The organism is Candidatus Chloroploca mongolica, from assembly GCF_004762035.2.
In the GTDB taxonomy this organism is placed as follows: Bacteria; Chloroflexota; Chloroflexia; order Chloroflexales; family Chloroflexaceae; genus Chloroploca; species Chloroploca mongolica.
In genome coordinates, this window is record NZ_SIJK02000002.1 from 209,670 (window position 1) to 230,914 (window position 21,245).

Here is a 21,245-nt window from a genome sequence, read left to right on the forward strand (position 1 = left end):
GCCTTTGCGCCTTTGCGTCAAAACAACCGCCTACACAAGGGGACATGATCTTACCCCGCTAACCGCAGGCTCACAATCTGCTTTGCCCCCATCACCACGTCAAACACGCCCTCGCGCACTGGCAACGGTGCCTCAAGCGGCTCGCCCGCCAGATTCACCCGCTGGGCCTGGCGGATCGTCGTAGGCACATGCAACGTCGCCGTGATCGCAGCCTCTTCAGGGTTGAAGATCCGTACCTCCAACCCCAACGCCGTCTGCGCAAGGCTACTCAAGACGGCCCCCCCGCTGAGGCGCAACAGGCTAGCGCTGAGCGGCAGGCGTTGCGTCGGTTGCATAACGGGCCTATCGCCAGCCGCGCACTGACTCGTGCGCAATCCAGCGGCCACCTGCTGCGCCAACGCGCCGAGGGCCGCCCGGTCGGGGGCTGCGTTCAGCGGCACCAGCCAGTAACGCACGGCGAGTTGCTCGCCCAACAGTTGGCCATCCGGCTCTCCGTCGGTCAACACAGTACGCCCGGTACTGCGATAGAGCGTCAGGGCGAGCGAGCGATCAGGCCGATCGAGCACCGCCGTTTCCAGTTGCCCCGGCGCAACAACGGCCAGGCCACGCCCTGCCGCATAGACTGCGCTCCAATTCAATTGGGGGCGGCCTTCGACTTCCAACTCACGATAGGTATGCGCGTCGGCACGCAACGCCACTGGTCGTTCGAGCACATCAAACGCGCCATCAGCCAGATAGGTTGCGGCGTCTGTGCCACTCGGCAGCAGCACGCGCAACCGATGGTCAAACGCCGTGTTGCGCACCTTCGTCGCGACTTCCACCCGCGCACAACCGGGGCGCAGACTCACCAGCGTATCAAGCTCCAGCGTTGTCAGCGTCTCGGCGCGCGTGCCGCGTACGAAATCAAAACGCTCGGGCACACGTAGCGCCGTCCGCAGGCGGAACGTCGTCAGATACGGGCCGTTATGCACCAGGGCCACGCTCGTCGCGGCCCCGCACGAGCTATGCGCCGCATCGGCAACGGCCAGGCCGTGGAACCAGCCATCACCAATGTCGGCGCAATCTTCAAAACTCAGCAGGTGTTCGTAGGTAGCCCCATTCCGTCGATCATGCAGGCGCAAGGTGCCATCAGGTGCAATGGCAACCTCCAGCAACTCGTTCGCCATCGTGCGATCGCTGGTCGCCAGACCGCGCCCAGGATGGCGCGTTGGTTGAGCGATCGGGCGCGGACTCTGATGAGGCAACAGCGGGTCGAGCGCGCCAGGGCGCACGGTGAGACTCACGTAGCCAAGGGCCGGCAGCACCAGCGGCAGGCTCACGCGCACCTCGTGTACCTGAACCCCCTGCGGAAACTTATGCGGATCGAGGCGCGTTCGCGTCACCCCGAGGCGCTGGCTCAGGCGCTGGTATGGCACCTCGTTCCCCGCCGGATCGTAGATGCGAAAAGCCGGCAGATCCTCAAAGCCAAAGAACTCGGTGAACGTCGGCCAGGTACACGGAAGATCGAGGGTTAGCTCGATCGTCTCACTCAGCGGCTGAGCCAGTGAGTTAAAGACGACCACCCGCATCTCGTGCGCGGCCACGTCGCCCGCAACCGCTAGCGCCAGGGCACTCGTCGCCTCGCTGGCAAGCAGGTCGGCGATCTGGCGGCACTGGCTAAAGCGATAGTGCATATCGCGGTGCACCAGATCAATGCTACAGCCGCCAAGCGAGTCGTGGGGATGGTTCTGGAGCAGCCAGCGCCAGGCAATTTCGAGCAACTGGTGCGGATAGGGCCGCCCGAGGGCGAGCGCCGCCCAGACGCTGAACGGCTCGGCCCAGCGGGTGAGCAGCGTCTCGCAGGCGGCATTTTCCTGCTTGAGCGGCACGCGACTCGCGAGCACGCCCGGAATGAGCCAGGCCTCGTTCTCGGCGCGTGGCGGAAGACCCGGCTCGCGCAGTTCACCACTGATCGTCGCGGTAATCGCCGAAGGATCAGCGAGCAGGTCGTCAAGATAGGCATCGAGGCTCGCATGGATCAACGCAAAGGGCGCACCGGCATCCTGGCTATAGGCCGTCACAGCCTCATAAACCGTCGCATCCCAGGCCAGATGATCGCCGCCATCAAAGACGAGCAGCGGCGCAACCGACGTTACTTCGGCCTCGGCGTCAAGATACGCCGCCAAGCGCGCACGTGCCTCGGCGGCCCCCACGCGCCGCCCCGGATCATCGGCAGCGCGCACCTCAAACGCAAAAGCCGAATAGCCCCCGCGCCCAAAACGATAGGTTGGCAAAACCGTGCCATCGGCCCCACACCAGTGAAAATGTCGCCCCGCCGCGAAATTGACCCCACGCCAAAGGAAAACCCCGCGTAACCCGAAGCCGGCAAAGATCTGCGGCAACTGACTGATATGCCCAAACTGATCACAGACCCAGCCTGCTGACGAGGGCACCGCCCCAAACCGTCGCGCCACCTCGCAGCCATAGCGCAGATTGCGCACCAGTGCCTCGCCCGAGACCAAAAATTCATCAGGCACGGTATACCAGGGGCCAACGACCAGCAACCCGGCGCGGGCCAGCGCCTCAACCTCGGCGCGGCGCTCGGGGCGCACCTCGAGGTAATCCTCGAGCATGATCGCCTGACCGTCCGTGGTAAACGGCCCGTGCAGACGGCCTGTTGCCAACGCATCGAGCACCTCATCGAGCAACGTCACCAGCGCCGAGCGAAAATGCTGCAGCGGGCGATACCACTCACGATCCCAGTGGCTCGAAAGAACATAATGCGCACGTCGTTTCATAGAACCCCTGGCCCCTGCCTAGCCCTTCACTGCGCCCGAAAGCCCGGCGACAAAGTAGCGCTGCGCGAAAATAAAGGCGATCAGAATAGGGATGATCACCATCACCGCCCCAGCGGCAATCAGGCGAAAATCGGCGGTAAACATCCCCCGCAGGGCCATCAAACCGACAGGCAGCGTATACAACTCACGCGTACGCAGCATCAGTGACGGCCAGAGCAGCGCGTTCCACGACGTAACCGCCGTAAAGACTGCCGCCGTCGCCAGCGAGGGCCGGATTGTCGGCGTCAACACCGACCACCAGATGCGCAACTCGTTCGCCCCATCGATCCGCGCCGCATCAATCAGATCGTTTGGCACCGTCTTGTACGCCTGGCGCAACAGAAAAATATTGAACGCACTGAAGACACTCGGAAAGATCAGCGCCCAGAGCGTATCATAGTACTGAAAGACCTGTACCGCCAGAATATAACCAGGAATAAAGGTCAATTCTGCCGGCACAATCAGCGTCGCCAACAACAGATAAAAGATCACCTCGCGCCCAGGAAAATTCATCTTGGCGAGCGGATAAGCCGCCAGCGACGAAACCGTCACATTGAGCGTCACGGTTAGCGCAGCCACAAACAGACTATTGAGAAAAAAGCGCCAGATCGGCAACTGCTCCCAGACGCGGGTAAAATTCGCCAGCGTTGGCTCACGCGGCAGAAACTGCGGCGGAAAGCCAAAAACCGCATCACTCGGGCCCTTCAACGCCGTCATCAGCAACCAGAGAAATGGCAACACCGTCACGATACTTGCTAGCAACAACAAGCCATACCAAAAGAGATTGCGTGTCCAGGCGGGACGAACGGAGCGCGTCCGGCCTGTGGGCATCGGCTCAGCAACTGTGCTCATCCAGATCCTCCTACCTTTCCCCTCGCTCAAGCATCCGCACATTAATGATCGAGAAGGTCAGCGTGATCACCAGCAAGACCATCGCAATCGCCGAGGCGTAGCCAACATTTTGCAAGCGAAAAGCCTGCTTCCAGAGGTAGAACACCATTGTTGAGCCGCTATTGAGGATACCGCCCGTGCCATTCGTGAGCACATAGATCTCATCGAAAACCTTGAGCGCACTGAGACTCGAAATCACTGCGACAAAGACTATCGATGGGCGTAGCCCTGGCACACTGACGTGCCAATGCTTCTGAAATTCATTGCATCCGTCGATGCGCGCCGCATCGTAGAGATCCTCAGGGATCGATTGCAACCCGGCGAGAAAGACGACCATGTAGTACCCAACGCCCATCCAGGTCGTCATCATCATCGCGATCGGCAACGTCCAGCCTGGCTCGGTCAGAAAGATGATCGGTTTTTCGATCACCCCCGCCGAGAGCAGCATGCCATTGATCGGTCCGCCACTTCCGTCAAAAAGGAATTGCCAGGCGATGCCAACCGCCACCGCCCCCGTGATCACCGGGATATAGTAGAGCGCCCGGAAGACCCCGATGCCTAGCAAGGGGCGATTGACAATGATCGCCAGCGCAATCGCGCTCACAATAATCACCGGCGTCACCAGCAAGTAGGTGAACGAGTTGCGCAACGACAGCCAGAAGACCCCATCACCAAGCAGACGCTGGTAATTTGCCAGACCCACCGGCTCAGCCGGGCGCAAAATGTTGTACTCAGTGAAACTGAGGTAGCCGACGCTCGCCAACGGATAGAGCGTGAAGGTCGCCATAAAGAGCAGCGCCGGCAGCAAAAAGAGATACGGGGTCAGGCGCGAGCGTAACGTGTTGCTCATGATTCTTCTCGTTTCCGCCCTTAAAACCTATGGGATGCTGGTCATTTTTGCCAGCATAAGCGCGATTTTTGAGGGCTTATGTCCTCACCCCCGGCAGTTTGTGCTGGAAAAAGCCAGCGACGCTGGCTTTTTCCAGCACAAGTACAATCCTTCCCCGTGTATGCGGGGATGAAGGCGAAAGCTACCGAATCAAGCCATTGGCCTGCTGCACCGCGTCGCTCAGCACGGTCTGCGGATCGGCACCACCAAAGATCGCCCCCTCAATCGCCTGGCGAACAATGTCGTTCACTTCAGCCGGACGTGGAATTTCGGGCAAAATGTTCTTTTGCTGCGAAATAATGCCTTCGGCCAGCGGGCGGATCTGATCCTCGATCGCTACCGGCTGCTGTGTGAAGAAGGGATCTTCGTAACTCGCTGGCGTCGAGGGGTAGATCGCGACGAGCTTGGAAAATTCGAGCATGCTCTGTGGGTTCGAGAAGAAGGCCGCCAGCGCTGCGGATGCCTTGGGATACGGGGTGCTCTGGCTGACGACAATCGACATCGAGACGGGAGGCAAGGCACCCGAGCGGCCAATCGCCCGCGGGGCCAGCGCCAGGTAGCCATAGCGGCCAGGGTTGCCCTCGCGTACCAGGCGGATCAGCTGCGGGCCAGTTACATAGAAGGGCATCTGCGCCGCGGTGAAACGCTCGAGGCCAATGCGGTCGTCGGCGTCGTTCAACAGGATCAAGTCGCGGTGGATCGCCCCGGCCTCGTTCAGATCAACATAGTCCTGCAACCACTGAACTGCTTCGGGTGAGTCGAAGGTGAAGGCAGTGCCGTCGGCGTTCATCACCTCGACGTTGCCCTCGTAGGCCATTGTCTGCAACAGGTTGCCGGTCTGCATGCGCAGGCCACACGGGATGTCACTCGCCTCGTAGAAGTCGAGACAGAATTGCTTCTGCTCATCGAAGGTCGTGGGCAGATCGTCCATGGTATACCCGGCGTTCTCAAGTACGTCGGTGTTGGCGAGATAGGCGTCAACCGCCTGGTACCAGGGCACCTGGAAGCTCGAACCACCAACATTGGTCTGATTGAACAGATCAGGGAAGTACTGATCCTGCACGGCTGGGGGCAACGCTTCGCTCATGTTCAGCAACTGCTCATTCTGGGCAAATTCTTGCACCCAACCCGTCGGGATGTTGACGACATCGGGGGCATTGCCCGCCGCCAGGCTGTTGCGGTACTCTTCCTGGAGCGTGGCCTGACGATCTTCCCACTTCACTGTAACGCCTGGGTAGGCTTCGTTGAAGCGGGCGATAGTGCTCTGAATATACTCATCGAACGTCGGCGAGAGGAAGAAGGTCCAGAAGGTGATCGTGGCCCCTTCCTCAACCTCCATCACGGCCTCGGGGTTCGGCCCGGGGGTTGGGGTGACAATTACTTGCTGTTCAACGACCTCGGTCTGCACAACAACCTGGGTCTGCACGACAACCTGAGGTTCAGCGGGGGCCTGGGTCGCCGGGGCGGCTCCGCCACAGGCAACCAGGATCATGGCGAACATGGTCAGAAAGATGGTTAACGCAAAGCGTCGATTGCGGATCATATGAATCTTGCTCCTCATACTTGTTTCTGCGGTACGTTGCACTGGGAACGCGGGTCGCTGGCCGTTTTGATCCCAGGCAGACCAGAACATGTCGTTCACTGAATCGTTCACGAGGTTCCTGGGCGGTTGATCTTCGTACGTGGTGAGTGGCCATCACCCCCTTTCTGTGGTCGTTCAAACGATGGCTTCCAGGTCAAAATCAAGCTCGAAGGTTCGTCCCCAGGGGAACCGGACACTTGCCTGGTTCAGGCGGTAGCGTTCAGCAAAGCCTGGCAATGCGGCAAGAAAATGTGCGAGTTCAGCTGCGCTCCGTTGCCGCGCTAGCTCGGCCCACTCCGGGGTGACGGGATCGTGGTGACCGGTATGTTGCGTGAGCCAGGCCCGCACGTCGGCCCGCACCATATGCTGGTAGCCCCAATCCTCGACCAGGCGGTGCAGCAGTAGCCGTTCGTGGGCAATCGCCCCGGCAGGCGTGCTGATCAATTGGGCGGCAAAGGCCTGCGCCAGCGTGGTGCCAATGGTATTGCCGGCGGTATTCCAGGCTCCGTAGGCCGTCAGTTGGGCCAGCGGCACACGCTCGCTCAGTACCTCCATCAGCGCCGGGTCGGCCCCATTCGGGTAGGCGACATCGGCAATAGCAACCGCCTGCCCCGCCGCAAGCCGGGAGGCCGCCTCATCAGCAAGCCTGTTCAATGCGGGGAGGCGTGCGGTCTTCTCCTCTGCTGCATGCGCCGCATCCCATTCGGCACGCCGCGCTACCGGTGCATTCACCCCCAACCAGATCGGCGCGTCACCCTCGGTCAGATGCGCTCCCGCAGCCGCCACCTGCCGCGCCACGGTCAGCCGGATCGGGCCATCTTCATAGGCCGCCACGTGCTCGGCCCCTTGCAACGGCGCATACGCGACCGTCACTGCGGGTCGCACCCCGGCACGCTCATGCAGCAGCCGCGCCACCAGAACCGACCCCACTTCATCGGCGCCAGGGTACATCAGCAGCGACGGGGTTGCCGTGGTCTTGTGGAGCGAAGCGCCCAGGCTTCCCAACAATGCGCCCCAGCTCGCCAGCCATCCCTTTTCCCGCGAGGGCAAGCCAGACGGACTCGTGTCGTCAGAACTGAGCACCAGCAGGTCAAGCGTGCCATCCTCCAGCAGGCCGAGGGCCGCGAGATTGACGGTATGGTTGCGGAGGCGCCGGACGAGCAGGTCGCGCCGGTACGTCGCCGGGATCGCTGCCTCGGCTGCCGCCAACGCCTCGGCAACCGCCTCGCCACGCCCGTGCCGATCAAGCAACTGCGACAGCGCATAGAGTCGTTCACCATACGCGGCCCAGTAGTCCGGCTCTTCGACCGCATCATTCGCGTTGGAAACCCGTGTAACCACATTGAAGGCATAGATCGGCAGGCGTGGCGCGAGCGAACGCACCGTCCGCAAGACTTCGAGACGGTTCAACACGACCGCCACCGGCTCATCAGAAATGCGCGAGGCGATCAGGCCGCCATAGCCGAGTTGCTCGATCGCCACAATCAGCCCATCAAGCCGCGGAGCCATTGCCGTCAGCCATGCCGCCAGCATCTGGGCATCGCCCGGCTTGCGTCGCTCACTCAGCGCCGCCGGTGGTGGCAGCAGCACCTCGGCACCTGCGATGGCCGCCACCATCACCGGATAGCGCGTATTCGCCGGTCGCTCATCAAGGGGAATAAAACCAAACTTCATGCATTTCTCACTGACTGGGCGCATCCGGGGCGGAGTGCGCTAAACCCAATAAGACGGGTTGTTTGACGCAAAGGCGCAGAGGCGCGAAGGTTTGATGTATCGCTCTGCGCAACTTTGCGTCTTTGCGTCAACACGGGTTAGCCTTTATCCCGATCGATCGCCTGGAGACTAAAGAGCAATGCTCGCGGCACATGGAAAAAGCCCTTGTAATTGCCACCTTTGCTCGTCAGCGCCAGATCGCCCCGCCGATCACAGTACCCAAACCACTCGCCATGCACCGGATCAACAAAATGGGTGTAGGTATAACGATCCACCCGCTCGAGCCAAGTCAGCCAGTGCGCCTCGCGGGTGAGGGTATAGGCCAGTACCAGCGCATAGATCGCCTCGGCATGCGGCCACCAGAGCTTCATCGTCGCCTCAAGTTGGAGCGTCGGGCGGCCCGCGAGATCCATAAAATAGAAGAGGCCGTCATACTGCGCGTCCCAGCCCAGTTCAAGCGCGCCAGCCAGGGCCGCAAACGCCACCTGCTGCGCCTGAGCATCGGGGTTGCGGGCGAGCATGTGCAGCAGAATCCAGACCGTCTCGATCGTGTGCCCAGGGCTAAAGAGCCGCCCTTCGGGAAGGGCGGTCAGATCACGACCGTCGTGCGCCACCACCTCGCGAAAGACACGGTGCGTGGCATCGTAGTGACGCAGCACCCCGTCCACCGTCGTACGCAGCACCTCGTCATAGCGTGGATCATCAAACTGGCGAGCAAGTTCAAGCGCCATCATGCCTACCACCAACCGATCCGCCAGTTGACTCACCGCAACCTGACCGGGCAAGACCGGACGCCCAAGCAGCGTCGGCTGCTCGATCCATGCCACAATGCGCCAAAAGAGCGCCACAGCCTCATCAAGGCACGCCGGATCGCCCGTCGCCAGCCCATACTCAAACAGACCCATCTGCACAAAGACGGCCGCATACGGCTTGCGCTGAAAAAAGAAGGGCTGGCCCTCGCGCGTCAGGCTAAAGAAGATCCGGCCCTCGGCGTCGCGCCCATAACGGCGGATAAAATCCACCCCGAGCCGCGCCGCCGCCAGCCACTCGTCACGCGGTTCCAACTCACGGTAGAGCCGGGCGAACATCCAGACCGCACGGCCCTGGAGCCACATATATTTACGCGAATCATAGACGGTGCCATCGCGATCGAGACAGGTAAAGTAGCCGCCGTGCTCGTGATCAAGCGCATGGCGGAGCCAGAAAGGAATAACCGCGTCAACGAGATCGCGCCGGTAGCGCTCTGCATAAGCCTCTAGCATCATTGCCTCTGCTTGTGATCCACGTGTTATGGCCTGAAAAGACGTTCAATCCCCAATTCAAACGTCAAGAGTGGCGCTGCCGCGCCGAGCAGCGGCGCGTCTGGGCCAAGGGCAACGACTTCGACAACCGTTGCGTGGGCAAGCGCCGGCAGGCAACGTCGCGCCAGATTGGTCACAACCGCCTTGCGCAGCAGTTCACCAAGCGGGGCAACATGGCCGGTAATCAGCACCCGCCGAATATTCAGCACGCTCACCAGACTCGCCAGCGCAATGCCGAGATAACGCCCGGCATCGGCAATCACCGCACGCGCCAGCGGATCACCAGCCTCGGCGAGATGGGCCAACTCCTCAAGCGTTGGTTCAGCCGAAAGCGCCGATGGCTGGGTCAACCGCAACTCACGCGCCTGGCGCAAAATCGCCGCACTGCTCGCCACGGTCTCCAGGCAACCCCGATTGCCACACTTGCACAACGGGCCATCTTCGGCGACCACCAGATGTCCAATCTCACCGGCCCCATTGCCTTCACCCGTATAGAGGCGATCACCGAGCACAATGCCCGCCCCGATGCCATTGCCAACCTTGACCACAATCAGATCGGGGGTGCCCTGAGCCTGCCCAAACATATACTCGGCCAGCGCCAGGCTATGGCTATCATTCGCCAGATAGACCGGCAACTGACAGCGCTCTTGCACCAGTGCGCGCAAAGGCAGGTCCACCCAGCCGAAATCAACGGCCCGCACCACCGTGCCGCGCTCAACATCGATCAGACCCGGCGTATTGATGCCGATGCCCAGCAGGGGATGTTCCGCCGTACGCCGCAACTGATCAGCCACCGCATAGATCGTCTCCAGAATGGCTTCACCGTCACACGAAGGCACGTCCAGCGTCACAGAGGCACGCAACTCACCGCGCAGATTGACGAGCGCCCCCACGACGCGCTCATTGGTCACACTGATCGCCGCCACCTGGCGCGCATCCGCGACCACACTGAGCAAAATCGGCGTCCGCCCAATTGCCACCGTCCCGTGGCCAACCTCCTCAAGCAACCCGCGCTCGAGCAACTCGCCCACCGCGTCCGAAACCGTCGCCCGCGTCAACTGCGTCAGACGCGCCAGATCAGCCCGGCTAATCGCGCCGTACTCATAGATCGTGCGCAACAACAGACGACTGTTGTGCTCTTTGGTGTGCTGGCGGGTCGCCTTTTCGAGCAACGGATCCACGGTTTCGCCCTCAACCTATTTAGATAGTTCAATAAACTTACAAAAGAGTGTAGCATATTTTGGGGGGCTGTCAAGCCCCCCAAATGCCGTGCTCAGTTCAGACACCCTACTCGCTTGCGCGTCGTACCTCGCCCTGCCGTGCAGGAATAGCACCGGTCACATGGGCATAAAAGGCGCGGTAGACCGCAAAATCAGCGTCAATATCGCCCGTCGGCATGCAGATTGGGCCAAGGCCAATCCGACGCTTGGCGTAATCAGCATACCCGAGCACAACAGGAACCCCGGCACCCATCGCAATATAGTAAAAGCCGGTCTTCCAATGATCAATATACTGGCGCGTCCCTTCGGGCACAATCGCGATCCGCAGGTCGGGATACTGGGCAAATTTCTCCACCATCTGCACAACAAAATTGGCCCGTGCCCCACGTAGAACTGGCATCCCCCCCAGCGCACGCAAAAGCCAGCCGAGCGGTGGGCGAAAGAGTTCAGCTTTCGAGATCCAACGAAACCGAACCCCTGTGGCCCCCATCAAGAGCAAGGTCAGGATCAGATCGAACCATGTCGTGTGGGGGGCCCCGATGATCACACACTGCTTTGGCAACGGTCCGGCAAGCTCAGCCCGCCATCCCCTGAGCGCGAGCAGGATGATGCAAAAGTTCTGGAACAACGTCTTACGGCCAGGTGATGATGCTGAATACGGCATTGTATCCTCGGGTGACTTTCTAGCGATGGAACAGTATCTATCAGCGGTCTATTATTCCACAGGCACCGGGATCTGTGCAAGGATCTCGGCAATCAAAGCACTGCTTTTGCGGCGGCGCAGACGTGTTTCGGCGGTGAGCATCAACCGATGACCAAGCACCACCGGCGCCATAACTTTGATATCGTCGGGCAACACAAAGGTGCGCCCACGCAGCGCCGCATACGCCTGCGCCGTCTGATAGAGCGCCAACGAACCACGGGGACTAGCCCCGAGCTCGATCTCGGGGTGGGTGCGGGTGGCGCGTACCAGTTCAACCAGGTAGCGCCGCACCTCTGGCGTCACCGCAACCATGCGCACATCCGCCTGCATCTGCAGAACCTCCGCTGCGGTGAGCACCGGCGTCAGGTCGTTCAGCGGATTGGTACGCTCAAAGCGCACCAGGATCGCTTCTTCCTCCTCAAGGCTCGGATAGCCTGGCTCAAGTTTGAGCAAAAAGCGGTCGAGTTGCGCCTCGGGCAGCGGGAACGTCCCCTCAAGTTCAACCGGATTCTGGGTCGCCAGCACAAGGAACGGGCGCGGCAACGGACGGGTTGCCCCATCAACCGTCACCGTCCGCTCTTGCATCGCCTCGAGCAACGCACTCTGGGTACGCGGCGTCGCCCGATTAATCTCATCAGTCAAAACAACCTGAGCGAAAAGCGGCCCCTCGCGAAACTGAAACTCCCCGATCTTCTGATTAAAAAACGCAAGCCCGGTCATATCCGAAGGCAACACATCCGGGGTACACTGAATGCGCTGAAACGTGCAGCCAAGCGAAGCGGCCAGCGCACGCGCCAGCGTCGTCTTGCCCGTGCCAGGCACATCTTCCAGCAACACGTGGCCCTCACAGAGCATCGCGACCAGCAAGCGATCAATCAATTCTTCTTTGCCCACCATCACCCGCGCCACACTCGTTCGCGCACGGTCAATCAGTTCACTGAGCACCTGCACACGCTCACGACTCAATTGCTGCAATCTCTTTTCTCCTTGGTGCGGGCGCCCGCCGCTCGACCCCTACTTGCTCTCTGCTCAAACACCAACTACGCTGGCTTTTGAGCAGAGAGTATACACGATCCAGACAATGTACACACGAAATGGTATAATGTTCGGGTGTCAGGCCACCCGGACACGAGCAAGAAGGAGGAGCGATGCGCTTATCAGAGGATAAGGTGCGCCGGATTGCCGAGCGTTTGCATGATGAACTAGCCCAGGAAAACCTGCTTATCTACCGCGAACTTGCCGGAAGCAAGGCTGGCGTCGGACGCGCCGCCCGCGTCAAGGCGATCTTTGATTTCATTGTCGAAGATCTGCGCCGCGAAGATGAGCTTGACGCTGAGGTTGAGAAGGTGCTCACCACCTATAGCCGCGAAATCAAAGGCACTGAACGCGACATCCTCTTTCGCAAACACAAAGAGGAAATCGCCCGCAAAAAGGGGTATATTCTCTAACATGCTGAGATCACACAAAAAAGCCAGCTACGCTGGCTTTTTTGTGTGATCTCAGCATGTTACATTACTGCTTCTTGACGGGCTGGCCGGTGTAGGGGTCGTACTGCCACTCGCCCGTCGGATCAACCGGCGGCTGGAGCGTGTTCTGCGCACTGCTCTGCACACGGGCCTCCTCAGGCATCACAATCCAGAGGATCAGATAGAGCAACGGGCTGAGGCCACTCAGCACGGCGAGCACAAAGACCAGACGCACAATCGTGGCATCAATATTGAAATACCCGGCCAAGCCGCCACATACCCCACCAAGCATACGATTGCTGGAACTGCGTACCAGACGATTTCCCATGATTACGCTCCTTGCTTACGATAACCTTCACGTTACGAAGGTCACGATTCTTCACTTGCCCATATGACGACGAGCAATGGAGATAGTTGCAGCAAAGCTTAGAGCATAATGGGCGTATCGTTGCGCACCAGTTCTTCGCTCAATTCCCAGAGGCGCGTCTGGGCACCACGGTCATACGAGGTGAGCGAACTGGTCTGCGCGGTACGTTTGGCAAAATATTTGCCGGTGACGCCCTCGATCTCGGGTGATGAGGCAAGGAAGATCGAGGTGTCGGCACCCTGTTCAGGGCTCAGCATAAAGATGCGCCCCAGGTTGAAGAAGATGCCAAAGAGACCTTTCGTCTCGGCGGCAAAGTTCGAGTTGACCGCTCCGGGGTGCAGACAGTTGGCCGTGACGCCAGTTCCTTCGAGTCGGCGGGCAAGTTCATAGGTAAAGAGAATATTGGCAAGTTTCGAGTCGGCGTAGGCCCGAAAGCCATTGTAGCCACGCATTGCCCGCGGGTCATCGAAGCGAACGCCGCCCCCCATATGCGCTCCCGACGAGACCGTCACAATGCGCGAGGGGGCGCTCGCCTTGAGCGTCTCCAGCAGCAGGTCGGTCAGCAAAAAGGTCGCCAGATGGTTGACCGCAAAGGTCATCTCGTAGCCATCAGCGCTGACCTGGCGCTCGTCAAGGTAGAGGCCGGCATTATTGACCAACACATCAAGGCGCTGGTAACGGCGCTTGAACTCATCAGCGGCGGCACGCACCGCCTCAAGCGACGCAAAATCGGCGAGGATAAAGTCAACCTTCTCATTCCCAGTTTCCGCAATGATCGCATCACGGGCAGCCTCGGTGCGCTCACGATTCCGTCCGAGCAGCACAACCGTCGCGCCCATGCGGGCAAGTTCGCGGGCCGTCACCCGGCCAATGCCGGAACTGGCCCCTGTAATCAGGGTGATTTTATTTTCCATGGATGTTTTCCTTTTTTTATTTCTGCTAGAGACGGGTTAGTGGCGGCTGCGCCGCCACCTCCCAGGGACGCAAACGCCCTTTGCGCCTTTGCGCCTTTGCGTCAAATCATCAGACTATGTATTTCCCAAACTTCTTACGCAACAGGAACCGCCACGGCTGGCACGTCGCTGCTCGCACTAGCCAGCGCAATCTTCAACACTTCATCCATTGACGAAACCGGGATCAGGGTCAGGTCGTTCCGTACTTTCGCCGGGAGGTCAATGATGTCTTTGGCATTCTCTTTGGGCAGAATGAAGGTGCGAATGCCAGCTCGATGCGCCGCGAGGGTCTTTTCTTTCAAGCCCCCAATGCCCAGGACTTTGCCCCGCAAGGTGACTTCGCCGGTCATGGCGACGTCACGGCGAACGGGTTTGCCCGTCATCGCGCTGATCAGCGCGGTGGTCAGGGTGATCCCCGCCGAAGGTCCATCCTTCGGTACGGCTCCCTCGGGAATATGGATGTGAATATTGTGCTCTTCAAAGTAGTTTGGATCGATGCCAAGCTCGGTCGCTCGATAGCGCACATAGCTTACTGCGGCCTGCGCACTCTCTTTCATCACATCGCCGAGTTGCCCGGTCAGTTGCAAGCCGCCTTTGCCTTTGACCGGCAAAACCTCGATGCTGAGGATATCGCCGCCGGCGGTTGTCCAGGCGACGCCCGTTGCGACCCCAATTTCGTCCCGCTCTTCGGCAAGCCCAAAGGTGAAACGCTCGGGGCCAAGATAGGTGGCAACATCACTCTCGTCGATAGCAAAAGATGTTGGCCCGCCTTCTGTCCCAGGCTCGCTCGCCGCAGCGACCTTGCGGGCAACTTTGCGGCAGAGACTGGCGATTTCACGTTCAAGGTTACGCACCCCGGCTTCGCGGGTATACTCCCGGATGAGCTTGATCACCGCGTCGCTGCTGATCGTCAGTTGTTCGGCTTCGAGACCGTGAAACTCGCGCTGCTTGGGAATAAGGAAGCCCCGCGCAATTTCGAGTTTCTCGTCTTCGGTGTACCCCCCGATCTCGATAATCTCCATCCGATCACGTAACGGGCCAGGGATTGGCTCAAGTTGGTTGGCCGTCGCAATGAAGATGACTTTGCTCAGATCAAAAGGTATTTCAAGATAATGATCCGAAAACGTACTATTCTGCTCAGGGTCAAGTACCTCGAGCAACGCTGACGTCGGATCGCCACGGAAATCGGTGCCAACCTTATCCACTTCGTCGAGCACATAGACCGGGCTGTTCGACTTGACCGACTTGATGCCCTGGATGATGCGGCCCGGCATCGCCCCAATATACGTACGGCGGTGCCCACGGATCTCGGCCTCATCGCGCACACCACCGAGGCTCGTGCGGATAAACTGGCGATCAAGCGCCCGCGCAACACTGCGCCCGAGGCTCGTTTTGCCAACCCCGGGAGGGCCAACAAAACAGAGGATCGGACTACGCATCTTGTTGCCAGCGAGCTTGCGCACGGCCAGATACTCAAGGATGCGCTCTTTGACCTTTTCGAGGCCATAGTGATCCTCATCAAGCACCTTCTGCGCCTCGATAATGCTAATCTCACCATGCGGCTCTTCGCCCCACGGCAAATTGGTCAACCAGTCAAGGTACGTCCGGATCACCCCGGCTTCCGGGCTATTCATGCCCTGTTGCGCCAGCCGCTTCACCTCGTGGAGCGCCTGACTCTTCACGTACTCAGGGGCTTCCATTTCATTGATCTTGCGGCGCAACTCATCAATGGGATCGTCGCTATCATCGTCTTCACCGAGTTCACGCCGAATAACGCGCATCTGCTCACGCAGAAAATATTCGCGCTGGCTCTGATCGAGCACCTCTTTGGTGTCTTGCTGGATCTTGGCGCGCAGCTTGAGCAACTCGAGCTGGCGGGCCAGCACAAAGTGGGCTTTGCGCAAGCGTTCGACCGGATCGAGCGTATTCAACACCTCAAGACGGTCTTTGAAATCAAAGGCAGGCCCCCAGGTGACAATATCGGCCAGATGCCCGGCACGATCAATGCGATGGACAAACTGCACCGCCTCTTGCGGCACCTCACCAAGGTGATCAACAAACTCATCAACCTGTTGCTTGACCGTATCCATCAGGGCGTGAACTTCCATGCCCCCCGTTTCGGGATCAAAGACAGGGATACAGCGCACCCGGTAAAAGGGTGTGATCTGAAGCGACCCCTGGATCTCGGCACGGTGCAACCCCTCGAGGATCACGCGCGCGGTGCCGTCTTGCAACTTGGCAAACTCATCGAGCCGCGCAATCACCCCGATCGGCGGCAATTTCTGCGGATTTGAACTCTTGTAGCCATCAAGCTCATATTCACGGACAAAGATCAGCAACACCTCGTGGTGATCCTCTTGCCAGGCCTGTTCCATCGCCCGATACGATTTGCCAGGGGGAACCTGCAGCGGGATCGTCATATGAGGCATAATGACCATTTCGCCCAACACAACCAGAGGCAGATCCCGCCCTTCGAGGAGCGGCTCATCTGGTTGCAATATGCCAGGAAGCGCCTCTTCAGGGATCGTAGTGGGCTCAACGGAAGCACGACGTTTGTTGGTAGACATCAATTCTCCTCACTTTTAGGTCAATTCAGCGAGCAACGGTAACAATTCCTGGTCTTCGGGGCGAAACTGCAAGGCATAGAGTCGGGCATAAAGCCCGCCCTGAGCCACCAGTTCGGCATGGCTGCCTAGTTCGACAAGCTCACCGGCGACAATCACCGCAATGCGGTCGGCACGTTTAATCGTACTGAGACGATGGGCAATAATCAGACTCGTTCGCCCATGCATCAAGCGCTCAAGGGCCTCTTGCACAAGACGCTCACTCGCACTATCAAGGGCGCTCGTTGCTTCATCAAGAATAAGAATGCGTGAATCTTTGAGGATCGCCCGGGCAATCGCCACACGCTGGCGCTGCCCACCCGAGAGCTTCACCCCACGTTCCCCAACAGGAGTGGCATACCCCTGAGGCAACTGCTCAATAAACTCGTGCGCATTTGCCGCCCGTGCAGCCGCCTCCAGTTCCTCCTGGCTCGCTTCAAGCCGCCCATACCGAATATTTTCGGCAATGGTTCCATTGAACAGCTGAGTTTCCTGTGGAACAATGCCGATCTGCGCACGCAGACTCTGCAATGTCACGTCGCGAACATCATAGTCATCAATCCGCACGCTCCCCTGTTGGATATCATAAAAGCGGGGCACCAGACTCGCGATCGTGCTCTTGCCAGCCCCACTCGGGCCAACCAGGGCCACCACTTCGCCAGGATGCACATCCAGGCTGAAGGCTTTGAGCACCGCCGGCGCCGCAGGGGGCGGGGCTTGCGCGTCATCAGACGGGGCCTCGCTCGGATAGGCAAAAGTAACGTCATCGAAGGTCACCCGGCCAGCAAGCGTCGACAGCACCACGGCATCAGGCCGGTCGGTGATCTCGGGGGGCGTATCGAGCAATTCAAAGACCCGTGCGACTGCCCCAAGCGCCTGTTGAAGCTGGCTAAAGAGACCGGAGAATGAGGCCAGCGTGCCGCTGATCGCCCCGGCATAGAGCAGAAACGTCACCAGATCGCCCGGCAGCAAACTTCCCTCCAGCACCAACCGGCCCCCAGACCAGAGCACCAGCACCAGGGTGCCCCAAGCCGCAAAGCCAATCAACGGTTCAAAGGTTGCGCGCACGCGCGCACGGCTCATCGCAGTCTGAAAGGTCGTCTCGATCGCCTCGGTAAAGCGCCCAATCTCATACGGTTCGCGAGCAAACGACTTCACCACCCGCACCCCCGCGACCGTCTCTTCCAGCACACTCGACGCATCGGCAAGGCGATCCTGCACCGACGTCGAGAGCCTCCGGAGCTTGCGGCCAAAGAAGATCGCCAGCAGCGTAATGGCAGGCACCAGCAGCAACGCCAGACCCGTCAATTGCCACGAGACCATGAGCATCAGAATCAGCGCCCCAACAAACTGGACAACCGACCCAAGCAGGGTGGCCAGATTCGTCGTCACGGTCGTCTGAATCAGGGTGACATCATTCGTCACCCGGCTCGTGATCTCGCCAGTGCGACGGCCATTGAAAAACCCGAGCGACAGGCTCTGCAAATGGGTATAGGTCTGGATCCGCAGATCGCTCACCACGCGTTCACCCACAAACGAAAGCGTATAACTCTGCACCAGCGTAAACAAGGACTGCACCAACACCACGACCACCAGCAAGATGGCAACCTGATTCAGGTTAAACGCAAAGCCGTCGGCGACAATCGCATTGATCAACTGACCAACTGCGAGCGGCAAAATGAGGCCAACGCCAGTCGCAATGAGCATTGCCACGAGGGCAAGTACCATCCACCAGCGGTAAGGAGCGACATAACCCAGCAAACGCCGCCAGCTTACGCCTGATAGCGCAGCCAACGCAACACGTTGGCGTGGCGGATCAGCCGGGCGAGCGTCGCTAGCGCGACGAGCAACCGGAAGTGAGCGTTTCATGCGAGACGACCACCCTCAGCACGTTCGAGGGTACGCGCCATCCCCGACAAAACTCGATCAAGCAATAACATCAATGCCTCAATTTCAGTTTCAGCAAGGTGAGCGAGCGCCATTTGCATCTGTTCACGACGGGCCTGCTTGATCTCTGCGACAAGCTCACGCCCATAGGTGGTCACTGCCACCATCACCTGGCGACGATCTTTTGCATCGCGCACCCGTTCAATTAACTGTTTTTCATCGAGCCGGTCAACGACCCCAGTCAACGAAGCAGCTGACTGATGCGTAGCCTCGGCAAGATCAGACATTTTACAAGCCTCGGCAAGCTGTTCAAGGTGGAGCACCGTATAAAACTGCGGCACCGTCAACCGAAAGCGCTCGTCATCGAGCAACTGCATAAACTGGCGCTGGGCCAGCCAGCTGATCTGCATCAGCGAGCGTTCAATCTCATCAAACGGCGTCCGTTCACCTTCCGCATGCTGCTCACGATGGACCTGGGTCATGGGCTATCCTGACTATTCCTCGACCCTCTAGATAATCAACAACATTTAGTATATCACTCCTTAAGTATACCCGCAAGAGCAACGCAGCCTGTCGTTAGGGCGATTGCATCATACGAAACCGGATACAACGGGGCACCCGCAAGGGGTGCCCGTACCGGGGCGGGGGCCGAATCCGGTGTACGGGCACCCCTTGCGGGTGCCCTTGCGGGTGCCTTGGCGGGGTGCATACACGGAAGATGCAATCGCCCTAAGCCTGTCGTTAGGGCTGATGCAAAGTCCCGGTAGGGTTAGATAGCATCCGCAGATTAGGGCTTCCGCATCTGCGTAATCTGCGTAATCTGCTCACGCTCAGCCAGCAACTCGGCCAGGCCCGCCTTGAAGGGACCAAGCGTCGGCGCCGCATAGGGCACCGTGCGGGTGTAGGCCGCTGGCGTCGCCGAATCCAGCGCCTTCCTCACCGTCTTGCGTGAGCAGCAGAGCTCACGAGCGATCTGACGAATACGCTTCTTGTCGACGTAGGAGGCCCGTCGAATAGCTTCCGCATTGTTCCACCGACAACATCTCCTGCTCCACTCTGTTCAGGGCAAGCGTATCTCCCCGAAGAGTAGCAGCATATTTATTCGGTGGCCCCCATTTCCTTGATCATTCTGGGGCTTAGGTGGCTCCCTTTTTTACTTTATCAAAAACATGCCCATTTGCAAGCTCAAGAGGAAGCCACCTGCTTTCGAGAGCGGCCCAGTTCTGCCGAACGATTCTTCCGCAAGGGTAAGGCGGACAATTGGCGGGAGGAGTTAACGCCCGCCCAGATCAAACGGATTGAAGCGGAGTATGGGCCAGTCATGGCCCGCCTGGGGTATTTGGAATGGACAACGCTACATTGACGCCGCAGGTCACCTCCCCGGCCCAGAGTCTCTGCGTGCGTTGTGGGTTGTGCTGCGATGGAACGATTTTTGACTATGCCCGACTCTTCCCAGAGAGTGAGATTACGTTACATTCGACCGTCGTCCGTTCCAGCGATGTCATGGCCAGCACGGTAGACAATGAACTCGTGATGATGGACATCGAGCGGGGCGTGTATTACAGCCTGGATCAGATCGGCACAGACATCTGGAACCGCATCGCCGAGCCAGTGACCGTCGCCGATCTCTGCGCCCAGTTGATGCAGCAATACGAGGTCGATCCGGCCACCTGCGAGGCCGACGTGTTGGCGCAGCTCAACGATATGGCGCACAACGGCTTGCTGGGGTAAACGGGTGTTTTGACCCAAAGGCACCATGCTTCATGCCCACGGGAGGACAGGCGCGGTGATCATACCGGTTGCGACCACATGTTCTATGCCCCGACAGGGCGCCGCCGTTCCGTTCACCTTGCCACTGGCAAGCGGTACGTGCGCGAACGAGCGTGGTGCGCATCGGTGCGCAGGTGCCACTCGTCCGGGGTGAACTGTGACTCGGCGAGCAAACGGGATAACGGGTCGCCAGCATCAAGCGTGAAGGTGTCAGCCGCCGGGTCAAACCGGTAGGCGGTGGTTGGGCCACCAAGACGGGCGCGGAACCAGCCCGAGCCGGGGCCGGGCAGGATGATCGACCCTGTCCAGAGTTCGTCCCGCTGCCAGAGTGGATGGGCCGCTGGCCTCATCAGCGCACACAGCACCAAGGTTTTGTCATGGGAGATTGTGATTGTTGCAGGGTTGGTTGCGGTGACCGCGATTGACCGGTGGGTGTAGGGGGTTTGAAAGAACTGACGCTCGAGCCAGGCCAGCAGGCGTGACGAGTTGTAGGCGCTGGCAAGGTAGAGCCCGCTCGGCGACGTACCGGTTAGCCCCTCGCCGACAAAGACCCCCAGCGTGAGCTCGCGAAAGGGAATGCCGGCCCAGCGTAGCGCGGGGGCCGCCAGTACCAGTGAGGCCCGGTCAGCGTGCGGGGTTGGGGCCAATCCTACGGGAGCCAGACGGTGCTGCCAATAGGCAAGGTCGGCACTCCCGTAAAGTAGCACTTCCTGCACATGGTCGATTACCGCGATATAGGGTCGTGCAGTGGTGTCGTGAGGCGTGTGCATCGCTTGCTCCGTTCTGTTCTTGCCAGAGCCACGCAGGCTGGTGGCGCGCTAGCCTTGATTATGCCAGAGAAGCGACAAAAGAGAAAGAGCCAAGCGGCGTAGCACCAGGGCGATTGCATCATACGAAACCGGATACAACGGGGCACCCGCAAGGGGTGCCCGTACCGGGGTGGGGGCGGGCCCGGTGTAGGGGCACCCCTTGCGGGTGCCCGTACCGGGGTGGGGCACCCGCAAGGGGTGCCCGTACCGGGGTGGGGCACCTTTTGGGGGTAGGTTTTTTTATTCACGGGCCGAGGGAGCGTCATGACGTTCGT

The 21,245-nt window shown here is 59.7% G+C and carries 20 protein-coding genes; 4 read left to right on the forward strand and 16 right to left on the reverse strand.

Translation table 11 applies throughout. The annotated features are described in order from the left end of the window. Positions 1–50 precede the first annotated feature (50 nt). From EYB53_RS02220 to EYB53_RS02230, 3 genes are read right to left on the reverse strand one after another with little or no spacing between them, the layout of a single operon-like run. Positions 51–2,777 (reverse strand): glycoside hydrolase family 38 N-terminal domain-containing protein, encoded by a 2,727-nt coding sequence (locus EYB53_RS02220; protein WP_135476295.1) that lies wholly within the window; start codon positions 2,775–2,777, stop codon positions 51–53. A gap of 18 nt (positions 2,778–2,795) precedes the next feature. Beyond that, on the reverse strand, positions 2,796–3,668 hold the full coding sequence (locus EYB53_RS02225) for a carbohydrate ABC transporter permease (protein WP_254150838.1): 873 nt from the start codon (positions 3,666–3,668) through the stop codon (positions 2,796–2,798). Between the two features lie 10 nt (positions 3,669–3,678). Continuing rightward, positions 3,679–4,557: a carbohydrate ABC transporter permease gene (locus EYB53_RS02230; protein WP_135476297.1), complete on the reverse strand. Its 879-nt coding sequence runs from the start codon at positions 4,555–4,557 to the stop codon at positions 3,679–3,681. Here EYB53_RS02230 and EYB53_RS02235 point away from each other — a divergent pair. Continuing rightward, positions 4,556–4,729 (forward strand): hypothetical protein, encoded by a 174-nt coding sequence (locus tag EYB53_RS02235; RefSeq protein WP_209949570.1) that lies wholly within the window; start codon positions 4,556–4,558, stop codon positions 4,727–4,729. The two genes, EYB53_RS02230 and EYB53_RS02235, sit on opposite strands and share 2 nt — an antisense overlap. Before the next feature lie 9 nt (positions 4,730–4,738). Here the strand turns inward: EYB53_RS02235 and EYB53_RS02240 are convergent, their stop codons facing one another. The 6 genes from EYB53_RS02240 to EYB53_RS02265 form a co-directional block, all read right to left on the reverse strand. Then, on the reverse strand, positions 4,739–6,139 hold the full coding sequence (locus EYB53_RS02240; protein WP_135476299.1) for an ABC transporter substrate-binding protein: 1,401 nt from the start codon (positions 6,137–6,139) through the stop codon (positions 4,739–4,741). A gap of 174 nt (positions 6,140–6,313) precedes the next feature. Next, on the reverse strand, positions 6,314–7,852 hold the full coding sequence (locus EYB53_RS02245) for a DUF4127 family protein (RefSeq protein WP_135476301.1): 1,539 nt from the start codon (positions 7,850–7,852) through the stop codon (positions 6,314–6,316). Positions 7,853–7,989: 137 nt separating this feature from the next. Further along, the gene (locus tag EYB53_RS02250) at positions 7,990–9,156 is read right to left on the reverse strand and encodes an AGE family epimerase/isomerase (RefSeq protein WP_254150839.1); all 1,167 of its coding nucleotides are present in this window, start codon (positions 9,154–9,156) and stop codon (positions 7,990–7,992) included. Between the two features lie 23 nt (positions 9,157–9,179). Continuing rightward, positions 9,180–10,373 carry an ROK family protein gene (locus tag EYB53_RS02255; RefSeq protein WP_135476303.1) on the reverse strand — a complete coding sequence of 398 codons (1,194 nt, stop codon included), beginning with the start codon at positions 10,371–10,373 and terminating at the stop codon, positions 9,180–9,182. A gap of 106 nt (positions 10,374–10,479) precedes the next feature. Next, positions 10,480–11,076, reverse strand: a complete 597-nt coding sequence (locus tag EYB53_RS02260) for a 1-acyl-sn-glycerol-3-phosphate acyltransferase (RefSeq protein WP_135476305.1) — start codon at positions 11,074–11,076, stop codon at positions 10,480–10,482. A gap of 51 nt (positions 11,077–11,127) precedes the next feature. Beyond that, entirely contained in the window at positions 11,128–12,012 is an 885-nt protein-coding gene (locus tag EYB53_RS02265) for an AAA family ATPase (RefSeq protein ID WP_135476341.1), read from the reverse strand. Positions 12,013–12,263: 251 nt separating this feature from the next. Between EYB53_RS02265 and EYB53_RS02270 the strand changes: the two genes are divergently transcribed. Then, the gene (locus EYB53_RS02270) at positions 12,264–12,563 is read left to right on the forward strand and encodes a DUF507 family protein (RefSeq protein ID WP_135476307.1); all 300 of its coding nucleotides are present in this window, start codon (positions 12,264–12,266) and stop codon (positions 12,561–12,563) included. Positions 12,564–12,627: 64 nt separating this feature from the next. Here EYB53_RS02270 and EYB53_RS02275 read toward each other — a convergent pair whose 3' ends face one another. The 6 genes from EYB53_RS02275 to EYB53_RS02300 form a co-directional block, all read right to left on the reverse strand. Beyond that, complete coding sequence (locus EYB53_RS02275) at positions 12,628–12,909, reverse strand: PspC domain-containing protein (protein WP_135476309.1); 282 nt, start codon at positions 12,907–12,909, stop codon at positions 12,628–12,630. 98 nt (positions 12,910–13,007) lie between these two features. After that, positions 13,008–13,862, reverse strand: a complete 855-nt coding sequence (locus EYB53_RS02280; RefSeq protein WP_135476311.1) for an SDR family oxidoreductase — start codon at positions 13,860–13,862, stop codon at positions 13,008–13,010. Between the two features lie 134 nt (positions 13,863–13,996). Next, a complete protein-coding gene (lon, locus tag EYB53_RS02285; RefSeq protein WP_135476313.1) occupies positions 13,997–16,468 on the reverse strand; it encodes an endopeptidase La in 2,472 nt (823 codons plus the stop codon). Between the two features lie 15 nt (positions 16,469–16,483). Then, complete coding sequence (locus tag EYB53_RS02290; RefSeq protein WP_135476315.1) at positions 16,484–18,373, reverse strand: ABC transporter ATP-binding protein; 1,890 nt, start codon at positions 18,371–18,373, stop codon at positions 16,484–16,486. Continuing rightward, a complete protein-coding gene (locus EYB53_RS02295; RefSeq protein ID WP_135476318.1) occupies positions 18,370–18,873 on the reverse strand; it encodes a MarR family winged helix-turn-helix transcriptional regulator in 504 nt (167 codons plus the stop codon). Before EYB53_RS02295 ends, EYB53_RS02290 begins: the two co-directional genes overlap by 4 nt. A gap of 305 nt (positions 18,874–19,178) precedes the next feature. Beyond that, positions 19,179–19,331 carry a hypothetical protein gene (locus tag EYB53_RS02300; protein WP_167857220.1) on the reverse strand — a complete coding sequence of 51 codons (153 nt, stop codon included), beginning with the start codon at positions 19,329–19,331 and terminating at the stop codon, positions 19,179–19,181. A 165-nt stretch (positions 19,332–19,496) separates the two neighbouring features. Here EYB53_RS02300 and EYB53_RS26540 point away from each other — a divergent pair, with 165 nt between their 5' ends. Both EYB53_RS26540 and EYB53_RS02310 read left to right on the forward strand, forming a co-directional pair. Then, the gene (locus EYB53_RS26540) at positions 19,497–19,754 is read left to right on the forward strand and encodes a sulfotransferase domain-containing protein (protein WP_167857221.1); all 258 of its coding nucleotides are present in this window, start codon (positions 19,497–19,499) and stop codon (positions 19,752–19,754) included. Continuing rightward, positions 19,736–20,122, forward strand: coding sequence for a lasso peptide biosynthesis PqqD family chaperone (locus EYB53_RS02310; RefSeq protein WP_135476320.1), 387 nt, complete (start codon positions 19,736–19,738; stop codon positions 20,120–20,122). The genes EYB53_RS26540 and EYB53_RS02310 overlap by 19 nt, the downstream gene beginning before the upstream one ends. A 113-nt stretch (positions 20,123–20,235) precedes the next feature. Here EYB53_RS02310 and EYB53_RS02315 read toward each other — a convergent pair whose 3' ends face one another. Further along, positions 20,236–20,931 carry a hypothetical protein gene (locus EYB53_RS02315; protein ID WP_135476322.1) on the reverse strand — a complete coding sequence of 232 codons (696 nt, stop codon included), beginning with the start codon at positions 20,929–20,931 and terminating at the stop codon, positions 20,236–20,238. Between the last annotated feature and the right edge of the window lie 314 nt (positions 20,932–21,245).

What these genes read in the sequence shown, in the direction of transcription:
- EYB53_RS02315 (WP_135476322.1), bottom strand. Translation starts at nt 20,931, where the DNA reads ATGCACACGCCTCACGACACCACTGCACGACCCTATATCGCGGTAATC.
- EYB53_RS02225 (WP_254150838.1), bottom strand. Translation starts at nt 3,668, where the DNA reads ATGAGCACAGTTGCTGAGCCGATGCCCACAGGCCGGACGCGCTCCGTT.
- EYB53_RS02270 (WP_135476307.1), top strand. Translation starts at nt 12,264, where the DNA reads ATGCGCTTATCAGAGGATAAGGTGCGCCGGATTGCCGAGCGTTTGCAT.
- EYB53_RS02235 (WP_209949570.1), top strand. Translation starts at nt 4,556, where the DNA reads ATGATTCTTCTCGTTTCCGCCCTTAAAACCTATGGGATGCTGGTCATT.
- EYB53_RS02220 (WP_135476295.1), bottom strand. Translation starts at nt 2,777, where the DNA reads ATGAAACGACGTGCGCATTATGTTCTTTCGAGCCACTGGGATCGTGAG.
- EYB53_RS02230 (WP_135476297.1), bottom strand. Translation starts at nt 4,557, where the DNA reads ATGAGCAACACGTTACGCTCGCGCCTGACCCCGTATCTCTTTTTGCTG.
- EYB53_RS02250 (WP_254150839.1), bottom strand. Translation starts at nt 9,156, where the DNA reads ATGATGCTAGAGGCTTATGCAGAGCGCTACCGGCGCGATCTCGTTGAC.
- EYB53_RS02310 (WP_135476320.1), top strand. Translation starts at nt 19,736, where the DNA reads ATGGACAACGCTACATTGACGCCGCAGGTCACCTCCCCGGCCCAGAGT.
- EYB53_RS02245 (WP_135476301.1), bottom strand. Translation starts at nt 7,852, where the DNA reads ATGAAGTTTGGTTTTATTCCCCTTGATGAGCGACCGGCGAATACGCGC.
- lon (WP_135476313.1), bottom strand. Translation starts at nt 16,468, where the DNA reads ATGTCTACCAACAAACGTCGTGCTTCCGTTGAGCCCACTACGATCCCT.
- EYB53_RS02275 (WP_135476309.1), bottom strand. Translation starts at nt 12,909, where the DNA reads ATGGGAAATCGTCTGGTACGCAGTTCCAGCAATCGTATGCTTGGTGGG.
- EYB53_RS02260 (WP_135476305.1), bottom strand. Translation starts at nt 11,076, where the DNA reads ATGCCGTATTCAGCATCATCACCTGGCCGTAAGACGTTGTTCCAGAAC.
- EYB53_RS02290 (WP_135476315.1), bottom strand. Translation starts at nt 18,373, where the DNA reads ATGAAACGCTCACTTCCGGTTGCTCGTCGCGCTAGCGACGCTCGCCCG.
- EYB53_RS02280 (WP_135476311.1), bottom strand. Translation starts at nt 13,862, where the DNA reads ATGGAAAATAAAATCACCCTGATTACAGGGGCCAGTTCCGGCATTGGC.
- EYB53_RS02295 (WP_135476318.1), bottom strand. Translation starts at nt 18,873, where the DNA reads ATGACCCAGGTCCATCGTGAGCAGCATGCGGAAGGTGAACGGACGCCG.
- EYB53_RS02240 (WP_135476299.1), bottom strand. Translation starts at nt 6,139, where the DNA reads ATGATCCGCAATCGACGCTTTGCGTTAACCATCTTTCTGACCATGTTC.
- EYB53_RS02265 (WP_135476341.1), bottom strand. Translation starts at nt 12,012, where the DNA reads ATGGTGGGCAAAGAAGAATTGATTGATCGCTTGCTGGTCGCGATGCTC.